11 protein-coding genes are annotated in these 11,788 nt (G+C 66.2%); 4 read left to right on the forward strand and 7 right to left on the reverse strand.

The features are described 5' to 3' along the window. Positions 1-23: 23 nt before the first annotated feature. Positions 24-1,100: a DUF2778 domain-containing protein gene (locus tag BDOA9_RS27800; RefSeq protein WP_025037216.1), complete on the reverse strand. Its 1,077-nt coding sequence runs from the start codon at positions 1,098-1,100 to the stop codon at positions 24-26. Positions 1,101-1,779: 679 nt separating this feature from the next. Between BDOA9_RS27800 and BDOA9_RS27805 the strand changes: the two genes are divergently transcribed. Both BDOA9_RS27805 and BDOA9_RS27810 read left to right on the forward strand, forming a co-directional pair. After that, positions 1,780-2,304: a FecR domain-containing protein gene (locus tag BDOA9_RS27805; RefSeq protein ID WP_025037217.1), complete on the forward strand. Its 525-nt coding sequence runs from the start codon at positions 1,780-1,782 to the stop codon at positions 2,302-2,304. 72 nt (positions 2,305-2,376) lie between these two features. Then, positions 2,377-4,269, forward strand: coding sequence for a CHASE2 domain-containing protein (locus BDOA9_RS27810; protein WP_025037218.1), 1,893 nt, complete (start codon positions 2,377-2,379; stop codon positions 4,267-4,269). A 72-nt stretch (positions 4,270-4,341) separates the two neighbouring features. Here the strand turns inward: BDOA9_RS27810 and BDOA9_RS27815 are convergent, their stop codons facing one another. From BDOA9_RS27815 to BDOA9_RS27830, 4 genes are all read right to left on the reverse strand, one after another. Then, a complete protein-coding gene (locus tag BDOA9_RS27815) occupies positions 4,342-5,844 on the reverse strand; it encodes a glycosyltransferase family 39 protein (RefSeq protein ID WP_025037219.1) in 1,503 nt (500 codons plus the stop codon). 6 nt (positions 5,845-5,850) lie between these two features. After that, the gene (locus BDOA9_RS27820; RefSeq protein ID WP_025037220.1) at positions 5,851-6,978 is read right to left on the reverse strand and encodes a glycosyltransferase family 2 protein; all 1,128 of its coding nucleotides are present in this window, start codon (positions 6,976-6,978) and stop codon (positions 5,851-5,853) included. Between the two features lie 243 nt (positions 6,979-7,221). Further along, positions 7,222-7,425, reverse strand: coding sequence for a hypothetical protein (locus BDOA9_RS27825; RefSeq protein WP_025037221.1), 204 nt, complete (start codon positions 7,423-7,425; stop codon positions 7,222-7,224). A 126-nt stretch (positions 7,426-7,551) separates the two neighbouring features. Beyond that, positions 7,552-7,932 (reverse strand): hypothetical protein, encoded by a 381-nt coding sequence (locus BDOA9_RS27830; RefSeq protein WP_025037222.1) that lies wholly within the window; start codon positions 7,930-7,932, stop codon positions 7,552-7,554. Between the two features lie 98 nt (positions 7,933-8,030). Here BDOA9_RS27830 and BDOA9_RS27835 point away from each other — a divergent pair, with 98 nt between their 5' ends. Together BDOA9_RS27835 and BDOA9_RS27840 are read left to right on the forward strand one after the other, a co-directional pair. Then, positions 8,031-8,867, forward strand: a complete 837-nt coding sequence (locus BDOA9_RS27835) for a DUF72 domain-containing protein (protein WP_152033502.1) — start codon at positions 8,031-8,033, stop codon at positions 8,865-8,867. 7 nt (positions 8,868-8,874) lie between these two features. Further along, positions 8,875-9,336 (forward strand): DUF488 domain-containing protein, encoded by a 462-nt coding sequence (locus tag BDOA9_RS27840; protein ID WP_025037224.1) that lies wholly within the window; start codon positions 8,875-8,877, stop codon positions 9,334-9,336. A 109-nt stretch (positions 9,337-9,445) separates the two neighbouring features. Here the strand turns inward: BDOA9_RS27840 and BDOA9_RS27845 are convergent, their stop codons facing one another. Beyond that, entirely contained in the window at positions 9,446-10,360 is a 915-nt protein-coding gene (locus BDOA9_RS27845; protein WP_025037225.1) for a PhzF family phenazine biosynthesis protein, read from the reverse strand. 120 nt (positions 10,361-10,480) lie between these two features. Beyond that, a complete protein-coding gene (locus BDOA9_RS27850; protein WP_025037226.1) occupies positions 10,481-11,788 on the reverse strand; it encodes an adenylate/guanylate cyclase domain-containing protein in 1,308 nt (435 codons plus the stop codon).

The following is an 11,788-nucleotide window of genomic DNA, read 5'->3' on the forward strand; positions in this document are numbered from 1 at the left end:
CCCGATGCGACGCGCGGAGCGCTTCACTCGACCCGCGACAGCACCGCGAGCTTGCGGATGCCCTTGTTGCGGTACGCGTCGAGGAACGCGTAATAATCCTTGAACGACACGCAGCCGTTGGAATCCCCGTTCGGCCCGAGCATGAAGGTGTGAGCGAGCAGGCCGTCACGGCCGTAGATCGCGCTCTCGCCGCCGATCGGGGTGAGGCGCAGCGCCGGCACGCCGTGGAACAGCGCCTCGCGCGGCTTCAGCGTATAGATGTGCGGCGGCGTCACGCCGCGCATGCGCAGGCGGCGCGAGTCCGGATCGTCGCGGTTGGCGCCAAGGCCGGAATGCGCCTCGAGCCTGGTGCCGTCGGGCAGATACACCATCTTGGCCGTGATGTCGTAGACCGCGGTGTCCCGCTCATAGGGCGGCGCGCCGCCGAACATCGGGTTCTGCTCCTTCGGCGCGATGGACGCAGTGATGCTGGCATCGGCCGAGGCGTAGGCCAGCAGCCCGCCGGACGCTTCGCGCTTGCCCCAGAGCTTCTCCACCATCGACTGGCGCGGAGCGGTGATCGACATCACTGCGGCCTTGGCGCGGTCGGCGAAGGATTTTTGCTTGGCTTCGGGCGCCGGCACGATCTCGGCCGGGTCGGCCGAGGCGAGTTGCAGCTGGGCAGCCGGCGCGCGCTTGGCCTTGTCCGCGGTGTTGTCGGCGCCCTTGGCTGCCGGCTTGAGCGCCTCCGCGACCTTGGCGATCACGCCCTGCTTCGGAGCGTCTTTGGCTACCGCAACAGCTTGCGTTGCGGGTGCGGCACTTGCGGCATTCGACGGCACGCCTTGCGTTGCGGCCGCCGCAAAGCGCTCGTTGAACATCTCGCGCGAGATCGGAGCTGCGACCTGGAGCCGGTCGGGCAGCAGCGCAAAAGTTTCCTTGATGGCCTCGCCGGCCTCGCGCAGCGCCACCCTGGGCGCGCGCTTGATCACCGGCTCGTCGTAGCGGCTGCCGAGCGTCGGATAGACGCTCGCGCCGAAAATGTTGCTGTGGATGGTCCAGGCGGCGCCCATCACGACGCAGCCGATCGCCGCGGCGCCAAGCCAGTTGGTCGTGGCCATTTTCCGGGAAGATTTCCGCGAATTGGTCTTCGAGAAATTCTTGGACTTCCGTGCCGCGTTACTCTGCGCAGCGATACTCGTACTCATTCGCCTTGCGTCCAGGACGGTGTCACTCGGTCCCCCTTCAAAGTGCCGCTGGTCACGATCCGGGAACAGCATCTCGCAGAGGGTCGGAGCGTCATTAAGGCGACTTTTAGTTAAATGCGGATTAAGTTCAGGCCGATATGAGGCAACTCGTTAACGCTGTCTCATTCTGGGAAAAAGGCCGCATAATTACGGACTTAGTCGCATCTGTTAACCATCTTTCTCGGCCGGATCGGCGCCTTCGGAGGGCGCCTTGAGCGACCTCTCCAAGGCCATCCAACCAAGTCGTTTTCGTGGCCCTCGATGCCCGAAGGATAACGGGGAAGCATTGCACGGGGCTGGTGTGCTGCGCCCGCTCCGCCCAAGCGGCAGCGCGGCTGTCGGTGCCATGGCGGCCGAGCCGCCCACATCACACATCGCGCACAGAGCGGTCATGCGCCACGGCGCCGTGATCGAAAGTTGATCGCCCCGGTCTGGAAATCGCCGTCACGAGAAAGTAGCTCCCTACCTCGGCACTTTTCAGCAGTCTCTGCCTGTGATACGGCACCGTATCGCTTCGCCTTGAACGCTGCCGAGCATTTTAACGGAGGCTGGCATGAGGGGCTTTTCGCGCGCCGGGCTTTGCGCCCTGGTGTGGTCATCTTTGTCGATCGGGTTTGCGAGCGCACAGCCTGCTGCCAATGCCGGCTGCACGGCATCGCCGGCGGCCGCGGGCACCCAGGTCTGGCGCTGCGACAGCGGCATCACCATCGTTGCGGAAAATGGCGCCAGATTTGAACTAAAGGACGCCAACCGCGACGGACATATAGACTCCGTCGAGTTGAGCAGCAAAGCGCTGCTGATCGAGGTGCCCAAGAAACCGCGCGGCAATCCCTTCAAGGTGCTGACGCCGCAAGCCATCGCCGCAGTGCGCGGCACGAAATGGGCGGTCGATGTCGCCGAGGCCAAGACCTCGGTGTTCGTCGCAGACGGCCGGGTGGGCGTGAGCCGCAGGGCTCGTGGACGCGCCGTCGTGCTCGGCCCCGGCGAAGGCGTCGATGTCGAGGCAACCGGCCCTCTGACCGTCAAGACATGGGGCCAGCCGCGCGTCGATGCGCTGATGGCAAGGCTTGGGCAATAAGGCTTGGGCAATGAGCCCGGGTCGACAAGGCCGGCCCGTGAAATTTGGACAACAGGATTGCAAGACGACCGCATGCGCAGCCGACGCGTTCAGATCCTGGTGGCACTCGTCCTCACCGCGCTGTGGGGCGCGGGCATCTATGCCGCGCACGCCAACGGCCGTTTGCGCTTTCTCGACCGCCTCGAAGCCACGCTGACGGACTGGCGGACGCAGATCCGCGGCGTGCAGCGCCCGCCCGATCTCGTCACCATCGTCGCGATCGACGACACCGTCGTGAAGCGCGGCGGCAGTTATCCGCTGCCGCGCGCCGACCTCGCCCGCGTCGTCGACACCATCGTGCAGTTCAAGCCGAAGGTCGTCGCAATCGATCTCCTGCTGGTCGACCGCAGCGCTGCGATCGGGGATGCCACGCTGGCGAATACGCTGGCCACCGGCCCCATGGTGCTTGCCGCCGCGGCGATCTTCCCCTCCGACAGCGAAACCGTGACACCCGGCAGTGAAGACGGCCCCCTCGCCGTTCTGCCGCAGGCCGAACGCTTCCTGCAGCCCCTGCCCGCATTCGCCGATCACGCCGAGGTCGGTGTCGTCAACGTCGCGACAGGACAATCCGGCTCGCCGCTCTCGGTGCCGATGCTGTTCCGGACGCGCGACAAGGTCGAGTTGTCGTTCCCCTTGCGCGTGGCCGCCCGCGCCCTCGACGAGCCGCTGACGGTCGCCCCGGACCATCTGAGACTGGGTGAGCGCGTGGTGCCGACCGACAGCGATTTCGCACTGCCGATCACCTATTACGGCCCGCGCCGTACGATCCGCACCGTCAGCGCGCAGAGCATCTTCGACGGCACGCTCGATCGCGCCGCGATCGAGAACCGGATCGTCGTGATCGGCGCCTCGGTCGCCGGCGGCGGCGATTTCTTTCCCACGCCGTTCGACTCCCTTATGCCCGGTGTCGAGGTGATCTCGACCGCGATCACCCATCTCGTCGCCGGCGACGGCATCCTGCGCGACCGCAGGGTCCGCATCACCGAGGCGCTCACTGCGATCCTGCTGCCGATGCTGCTGGTCGGCCTGCTCGCCTGGCGGCGTAGCGCGCTCGGCATCATGGCGGCGGCCGCAGTGATGATGGCCTGGGCCGGGCTCAACCTGCTTGCGTTCACGCACGGCGTCTGGCTGAACGCTGCGACCACGCTTGCCGCGGCGGTGCCGCCGGTCGCCGTCTTTGCCGGCGTGCAGCTATGGGCCGGAAGCCGCCGCACGCAATATTTCGCCGCCAAGAGCAGGTCGCTTGCGCAATTCCAGGCGCCGGCGGTGCAGGAGTGGCTGGCGCGCGACCCGGACTTCCTGTCGAGGCCGGTCCGGCAGGATGCCGCCGTGGTCTTCATCGATCTCTCGGGCTTTACCGGTCTGAGCGAGCGGATTGATCCGGACGAGCTCAGGGATCTTCTGAAGGCATTTCACGCACTGATCGACAAGACGGCGGTCGATTGCGGCGGCATGATCACCGGCTTTCTCGGCGACGGCGCCATGATCCTGTTCGGGCTTCCGCGCGCCATGCCCGATGACGCGACGCGCGCGCTGACATGCGCGATCGAACTGCATCGTGGCGCCGAGCGCTGGATCGCCTCGCTGCCGCCGGCGATCGCAGGACAACTCGGCTTCAAGATCGGCGCGCATTGCGGCGAGATCGTCGCCTCCCGGCTCGGCGAAAGCCATCAGCACATCACCGCGACCGGCGACACCGTCAACGTGGCGAGCCGGCTGATGGAGGTTGCCGCCCAGCACGGTGCGCGGCTCGCGCTGAGCGATACGCTGCTGGAAGCCGCCGGCTTCCAGGGCGCTCCCGGCGGCGTTCTGTCCGGCCCCCTGCTCGCCCGGGTTCGCGGCCGCTCCGGCGTCGTGACCGTCTGGTTCTGGCGCGATCGCGACGGGACGGACCAGGATGCGGCCAAGGCCGAGATGATCGGCTGAGTAGCCATTGCTGTCCCCAACTCTTCATCGTCGTCCTCGCGAACGCGGGGACGACGGCGGAGTGTGGGCCCGCTACCGCGCTTCCGGCGGCGGCGAGCGATCCAGCACCTCGCCTTTGGCGCCCTCGAGCAGATCGATGCCGTAGGTCTCGACCACGAGCGGCCCGCGCTTGCGCTGCAACTGCGCCACCTGCGTCACCTTCGCGAAGAGAGCATTGAGGGCGGGATGTCCGTCGGCGCGCAGCTCGTCGACATAGAGCAGCTTGCCGGCGAGCAGCTTGGGATCGGGCTCGGCCATGTTGACCCAGCGGATGCGCTGATTTTGCTGCGCGACGCAGGTGCCGCGCGGCAGATAGAATGCCAGCCAGCTCGTGGTGCCGTAATCCTGCGCGAGCACACAAGTCGCGCCACTGCGCGCGCGCACCGCTTCGATCTCCGCCGCAAGCTCGCGCCAGCCGACACCGACACTGCGCACGGTGGCATCGCGGCGATATCCGGACAACCAGCCGGTATTGGCCTGCACGATCAGGGCTGCGAACATGACGATGCCCACGGGCGCGGCCCAGCGCAGGCAGAAGTCGACGAGGCGCCGCTGGCGCGGCTTCCACTCCGCGAGGTTGGCGGCGACTGCCGCAGCAATGACGAAGGGCGGATAAACCGGCGCGAACCAATTGGCCTCGACGCGCGCATGCAGCGAATGCCAGACGAAATAGGCGACGATGGTCCAGAACATCGCCTCGATCAGGACGCGCGAGGCCAGCGCGCCGGTGCGCTGCCAGGTCAGCGCGTGCAGGCCCATCGCGCCGAGGATGAAGACCAGCGGCGTTGCGAACGCGATCTGGGTCGGGACCAGCTCGGCGATGAAGACGGGACGGAAATCCTCGATCCTGGCGCGGCCGAGCTGCTTTGTGAACGAGACCCATTGATGGTCCGCATTCCAGAGGATCACCGGCGAGAACAGCGCCAGGGCGACGAGGCCGCCGAGATAGGGCCAGGGCGAGAGAAACCAGCGCCGCAGCTTCGGCACGGACGCGAGCCAGATCAGGATCGCCGGCCCGAAGAACATCGCGGTGTATTTCGACAGCAGCGCCGCGCCGACCGCCACCCCGACCGCAAGCCACCAGACGCCACGGCCGGTCTCCAGCACCTTGGCGAGGAAGAACAGCACGAAGCTGGAGGCAGCCAGCAAGGGCGCATCGGGCGTGACGATCAGCGTGCCGACGGAGGCCAGCAGCGTCACGTTGAGCAGGATGGCGCTGGTCGCGGCCACGCGCGCGCCGCCGAACAGGATCGCGGCGGAGCGGTAGACCGCATAGCTCATCGGCAGCGCCAGCAGGATCGAGACGAGGCGGACGCCGAGCTCGGTATCGCCGGCGATCATGGTGCCGGCACGGATCACATAAGCGACCATCGGCGGGTGGTCGTAGTAGCCCCCGGCGAGGCTCTTCGACCACATCCAGTAATAGGCTTCGTCGAACGTGATCGGCGTGACCGCGGCCGCGACGAGACGCAGGGCCACCAGCGCCAGAATCAGCAGAGCGGTGTTGCGGACGATCCGCGCGTCGGCTCCGCCCATGTCGGGTTATTTCTTGCGCCAGACGAACAGGCCGGACATCGCATAGTTCCACACCACGCCCATCAGCGCACCGGCCATGCCGGCCAGCCACCAGATCGGCTCCTGGTCGTAGACCGAGAAGGCCACGCCGACATTGGCGAGCAGGCCGACGCTGCACACGATGTAGAAGGCGATCAGGCCGCGCAGCAGCGCAAAGCCCTTCAGCCGCTGGTCGCGATAGGTGAGGAAGTTGTTCAGGATGAAATTGCTGGTCATGGCGACGATGGCGCCGGCGGCCTGCGCCTCCGCGAACGGCGCGTTGAAGAGGCGAAGCGCGATGAACAGCGTGGTCAAATGCACCACGAGGCCGATGCCGCCGACCATCGCGAACAGGATGAAGCGCAGCGAGACGACGTCGTTGGTCAGCTTGGCGAAGACGAGACCGAGGAAGTCGAGCGCGACCATGGAATCGAGCTTGCTCTCGCCGTGCTGGCGGGCGCCGAAAGTGTAGGGAATCTCGACCGCCCGCAAGCTGCCGTGCGCCGTCGCGACGATGTCGAGCAGGATCTTGAAGCCATGCACGGAGAGTTTCGGTGCGAGCTGCTCGAAGCGGTCGCGGCGGATCATGAAGAAGCCGCTCATGGGATCGGCAATCTCGACCCGAAGCATCTTCCTGGCGACCTCGGTCGCGAGCGCGCTGGCGCCGGCGCGCTGCTTGTTGAAGCCTTCGCTCTTGTAGCCCTCGATGTAGCGGCTGCCGACAACGAGGTCGGCCTGATCGCTTGCGAGCAGCAACAGCATCTTGGGCAGCTGCGTCTCGTCGTGCTGGAGGTCGGCATCGATCACGGCCACAAAGGGCGCGCTGGAAGCGAGGATGCCCTCGATGCAGGCGCCCGACAGGCCGCGGCGGCCGATGCGGCGGACGCAGCGCACGCGGCTGTCGCGCTGCGCCAATTCGCGCACGACGTCCCAGGTGCCGTCGGGCGAATTGTCGTCGACGAACACGACTTCCCAGGCGACGTTGGCGAGCGTCGCCTCCAGCCGCCGGTACAGCACGGTGACGTTGTCGCGCTCGTTGAAGGTCGGGACGATGACCGACAGTTCCGGCCCCTCTTGAGCCTGATTGTCGATGCCCGGTCTGATCGCTTCGTTCATGACGGCAGCGTATATCCGCCGCATCCTGCGCTGCCAAGCCGGGGTTCTGGGGAATGGCCGAAAAGGGCCCTAAAATGCCAACGACCCCGGAACGGCGGGCCGCGCGTACATCCGGCGCAAGCCTTAAGCTATTCCAAGGTCGTCCCAGCGACGGAGATTTTTACGCTCAACGTCGCCGTTACGAGCTAGATGGGGATGGCAAAGCCGTTCCGCAAGGGGGGCCGGAAGCCCGAATCTCACGCCCTATTGGTTGGGCACTTCCCGGATGATCGGCCCGCGCGGCGCGGGCGCGGCGGGGGCCGCGGGTGCAGCCGCCGGGGCGGGCTCGACCTTCGCCGGCTTGGGCGGCTTGCCGTATTGGCCGATCGGCCCGAACACGACGGCAACCGCAAGCACGACCGCCGCGACGATCGCCCCCAGAATGCCACCCACCGACTCAGACGACATGCAAGTTCCTGCTCCAGATGCGGCGAGTGATATCACGAATGAACGCGGCGCAGGAAGAGCCCGGGGCGAATTGCGAATGCGAATGCGGCAACCGGGGCTTCTGCCCTACTCGCTACCGCCGCTCCCCTACTTCGCCGGCGGCCGTTGCTTGACGAAGGCCGTCACGATGTCCTTCTGCGCCGCCTCCACCGCCCTGTTCGCGGTGGCGAGATGGGCGCCGGCATCGATGCCAGGATATTGCGTGGTGAGATAGTCGAGCAGCGCCACCCGGTAATATTGCCGCTCCGACGGACACGCGCCCGCAACCGAGCGGCCGAAATCCTGCTCCGACAGGCCTTGATTGGAGTCGCGCGAATATTCCCGCGCCAGGCAATGCCAGTAATCGTCGCGGCCCTGCAGGGCGAGCTTCTGCGCGCCCTTCGCGTCGTCGTCATCCGCCACGGCAGAACTCGTCATGGCAGCAGATGTCATCATGACGAGCGCTATTCCCACCAGCAGCATCCGCATCTTGTTCTCCTTCTTCGCGGGTCCGGTCGCAAGCTTAGACAGGACGGGCCAACTGGCCAATCACATCCGGTTTGATTAGGATGAGCTCCCTCCCGTCGATGCGAGATCCTCCCGTGGCCAAAGCAAAAACTGCGTCCAAAAAATCCGGCAACATCTTCATCGGCATCGGCGGCTGGACCTTCGAGCCCTGGCGCGGCGTGTTCTATCCGGAGAAGCTGGCGCAGGCGAAGGAGTTGTCCTATGCCGCCTCGAAGCTGACCTCGATCGAGATCAACGGCACCTATTACGGCTCGCAGAAGCCGGAGAGCTTTCGCAAATGGGCGAGCGAGGTGCCTGAGGGCTTCGTGTTCTCGGTGAAGGGACCGCGCTTCGCGACCAACCGCCGTGTGCTCGCGGAGGCCGGCGATTCCATCAAGCGGTTCTACGATTCCGGCGTGCTGGAACTCGGCGACCATCTCGGGCCGGTGCTGTGGCAGTTCGCGCCGACCAAGAAGTTCGACGGCGCCGATTTCGGCAAGTTCCTGGAGCTGTTGCCGCGCAAGCTCGAGGGGCGCGCGCTGCGCCATGTCGTCGAGGTCCGCCACGACAGCTTCTGCACGCCGGACTTCGTGGCGCTGATCCGCGAGTTCGAGACGCCGGTGGTGTTCGCCGAGCACGGCAAATATCCGGCCATCGCCGATGTCGCCAGCGATTTCGTCTATGCGCGTCTGCAGAAGGGCAATGACGAGATCAAGACCTGCTATCCGCCGAAGCAGCTCGATGCCTGGGCCGAGCGCTTCCAGGCCTGGGCTTCGGGCGGCGAACCCGACGACCTGCCGAAGGTCGACAAGGCCAAGCCGAAGAAGGAGCCGCGCGACGTGTTCGCCTATGTCATCCACGAGGGCAAGGTGCGCGCGCCCCACGGCGCCATGGAACTGATCGCGCGGGTGAGCTGAGGGCCACATGGCAAAGGCGAAGAAGCTGTTCACCATCGGCTATGAGCAGACACCGCCCAAGGCCGTGCTTGACGAGCTGGAGCAGGCCGGGGTCAAGCTCGTGGTCGACGTGCGCGCGGTGACGTCGTCGCGCCGGCCGGGCTTTTCCAAGAAGCAGTTGTCGGCGGGCCTCGACGAGCGCGGCATCGGCTACGTCCATCTCGCCGCGCTCGGCACGCCGAAGGAAGGCCGCCTCGCCGCCCGCAGCGGGCAGTACGACGTGCTGGAGAAGATCTTCTCCAAGCACCTGAAGACGCCGCAGGCGAAAGAAGAGATGGACGAGCTTTCGGCGCTGGTGAAAAAGGCCGGCCCGGTGTGCCTGCTCTGCTACGAGCGCGACCACACCCACTGCCACCGCCAGATGATCGCGGAGATCATCGAGGAGCGCGACGGGGTGACGGTGAAGAATTTGGCGGGGCGGCAGGCCTGAACAACTTTCTCCGTTCATGGCCGGGCTTGTCCCGTCATCCACGTTGCTCTTCCCAGTGGTCAAGACGTGGATGCCCGGGACAAGCCAGGGCATGACGACGGAGGGAGCGTCAACCCTCCCCCGCCAGCCGAAACGTTCCCTCCATCATCTGCACGCAAGCGCCGCCGACGTGAGCGGACACGATCTTGCCGTCCTGCTTGCGCACCCGGGTCGAGAGGATGCTGGGGCGACCCATGTCAAAGCCCTGGCCGAGTGTGAGCTTGAGCTCACCGTCGCGCGCGGGATCGAGGTCGGCGAACAGCGCGGCGGCGGCAACCGTGGCGCTGCCGGTGGCGGGATCCTCGACGAGACCGCTGGCACCGCGCATGAACATGCGCGCCTGCCGCTCGCAAGGCGCCTCCGCCGGGGGCACGTCGCGCGTATAGAACCACACCGATCGGGCACCGTCGCGCGGCAAGATCCTGCCGAAGGCCGCAGCATCGGGCCGGGCCCGCTTCAGCGCCTCGCGCGAATGCAGCTCCAGCACCAGAAACGCGTTTCCGACGGTGACGACCTCAGGCTCGTGATTGTCGGTCTTGATGTCGTCGGCAACGAGCGAGATGCAGCTCGCGGCTTCCGCAGCGGGCAGCTTCGAGAGCCGCGCTAGCTGCTGCGGCGCGGTGAGCTCGGTTCTGGTCACTCTGCCCTGCTCTCGGACGATCTCGACCGGGACCAATCCGGCCTTCTCCTCGAACAAGAGGCGCGGCTTCGGCTCTTTCGCCAGCGCGGCCAGCACGAAGGCGGTGCCGACATTGGGATGGCCCGCAAAGGCGATCTCCTGCACCGGCGTGAAGATCCGCACCTCGGCGTCGTTGGCCTCGTCGCGCGGCGGCAGCACGAAGGTGGTCTCGGAATAATTGAACTCGGTGGCGATCGCCTGCATCTGCTGCGTCGTCAGCCCGCCGGCATCGAGCACCACGGCGAGCTGGTTGCCGCCGAAGGCGCGGTCGGTGAACACGTCGACGGTGACGTAGCGGCGCTGCATCGTTACTTCCTCATGCAATCGCGACCACGACCGGCCGCATCGCGCAGCACTCTACAAGGCGAAAATATCGCTCGTCATGCCCCAAAATTGAGTGCAATCGGAGCAATCAGAGCCGATTCGCTAACCCAGCTGAAACACCGGCACTTTCTGCTCGTAGCCGCGCACCTCGACCTCGCCGAGCGCGATGGCATCGCTGCCGTCATCGCCAAGCGCCTCGCGCACGGATGCGGAGATCAGGAGCTGCGTGCCGAACTCCTTGTTCAGCGCCTCGAGCCGGGAGGCGAAGTTCACGGTGTCGCCAATGACGGTGTATTCCTTCCGCCGGGGCGAGCCGATATTGCCGGCGACGACCTCGCCGAAATGGATGCCGATGCCGATCCGCAATGGCCAGCTCGTCTTCGCGTTGATGCGGTCCATCGCGGTCAGCATCTCGCGCCCTGCGGCAACTGCACGCTGCGCGGCGTCGGAGGCCTCCAGCGGCGCGCCGAACAGGGCGAGAAAGCCATCCCCCAGGAACTTGTTGACGATGCCGCCGTGCCTGTCGAGGATATCCACCAGCACGGCAAAGGCGCCGTCGAGCCGGTCGACCACTTCCTGCGGGCTGCGCGATTGCGCGCCGGCGGTGAAGCCGCGGAAATCAACGAACATCACCGCGACGCGGCGGACGTCCCCGCCTCCGCCGGTGCCTGCCGTCATCAGCCGCTCCACCACCTGTGGGGACACGTGCTGGCCGAACAGGTTCGTCACCCTGTCGCGCGCGGTCGCGGCCGCGATGCTCGCGGCGAACTGGCGGCGCAGCTGAGCTCCGACCGCGCCCGCCAGCACGCCGCAGATCAGGATGACGACGCTGCGCACCGCATGAAAATAGATCAGGGGATCGCCGGCTTCATCAGTCGCGTTGTAGTGCAGCGCGACCGACAGAAGCCCGGCCGCGGCCACCAGGCCTGTGAATGCGGAGAGCCAGAAATCGAGCCGCAAGGTCGAGAGGATGACGAAGATGAAGTACATCAGCGGCACGGCAAAGCCGAGCGCCTGGCTTGGACCCATGGTCCGGGTTTGCAGGATCAGGATCACGGTGGGCAGTGACGTCTCGATCAACGTGCCGATATAGCGCCTGATCACCGGCAGATCGCGATCGAGCCGCAGATTCTTCCTGATCTGGGTGTGGACCCAGACCTCGAAGAGGATGAAGCCGCCGAGGAGGCCGTAGACCTCGACAATCCCCTCCGTTCCGCGCCACACCCGGTTCACCACGCTGGGGTCGATCAGATAGATCGCGGTGAGCAGCAGCAGCATGACGCAACCCGTCGCGATCAGCGCCCGGACCCGCAACAGCTCGGTGCGCAGCACCTCCCGCGTCAGCTCTCGCTCGAAATTCTCCGACATGACGGCATGCTGCCGCGCTTTCCTGCTCGCAAACTTGGCCAT

This window comes from Bradyrhizobium sp. DOA9 (assembly GCF_000617845.2).
In the GTDB taxonomy this organism is placed as follows: domain Bacteria; phylum Pseudomonadota; class Alphaproteobacteria; order Rhizobiales; family Xanthobacteraceae; genus Bradyrhizobium.

What these genes read in the sequence shown, in the direction of transcription:
- BDOA9_RS27800 (WP_025037216.1), bottom strand. Translation starts at nt 1,100, where the DNA reads ATGGCCACGACCAACTGGCTTGGCGCCGCGGCGATCGGCTGCGTCGTG.
- BDOA9_RS27805 (WP_025037217.1), top strand. Translation starts at nt 1,780, where the DNA reads ATGAGGGGCTTTTCGCGCGCCGGGCTTTGCGCCCTGGTGTGGTCATCT.
- BDOA9_RS27810 (WP_025037218.1), top strand. Translation starts at nt 2,377, where the DNA reads ATGCGCAGCCGACGCGTTCAGATCCTGGTGGCACTCGTCCTCACCGCG.
- BDOA9_RS27815 (WP_025037219.1), bottom strand. Translation starts at nt 5,844, where the DNA reads ATGGGCGGAGCCGACGCGCGGATCGTCCGCAACACCGCTCTGCTGATT.
- BDOA9_RS27820 (WP_025037220.1), bottom strand. Translation starts at nt 6,978, where the DNA reads ATGAACGAAGCGATCAGACCGGGCATCGACAATCAGGCTCAAGAGGGG.
- BDOA9_RS27825 (WP_025037221.1), bottom strand. Translation starts at nt 7,425, where the DNA reads ATGTCGTCTGAGTCGGTGGGTGGCATTCTGGGGGCGATCGTCGCGGCG.
- BDOA9_RS27830 (WP_025037222.1), bottom strand. Translation starts at nt 7,932, where the DNA reads ATGCGGATGCTGCTGGTGGGAATAGCGCTCGTCATGATGACATCTGCT.
- BDOA9_RS27835 (WP_152033502.1), top strand. Translation starts at nt 8,031, where the DNA reads ATGCGAGATCCTCCCGTGGCCAAAGCAAAAACTGCGTCCAAAAAATCC.
- BDOA9_RS27840 (WP_025037224.1), top strand. Translation starts at nt 8,875, where the DNA reads ATGGCAAAGGCGAAGAAGCTGTTCACCATCGGCTATGAGCAGACACCG.
- BDOA9_RS27845 (WP_025037225.1), bottom strand. Translation starts at nt 10,360, where the DNA reads ATGCAGCGCCGCTACGTCACCGTCGACGTGTTCACCGACCGCGCCTTC.
- BDOA9_RS27850 (WP_025037226.1), bottom strand. Translation starts at nt 11,788, where the DNA reads ATGGCCAAGTTTGCGAGCAGGAAAGCGCGGCAGCATGCCGTCATGTCG.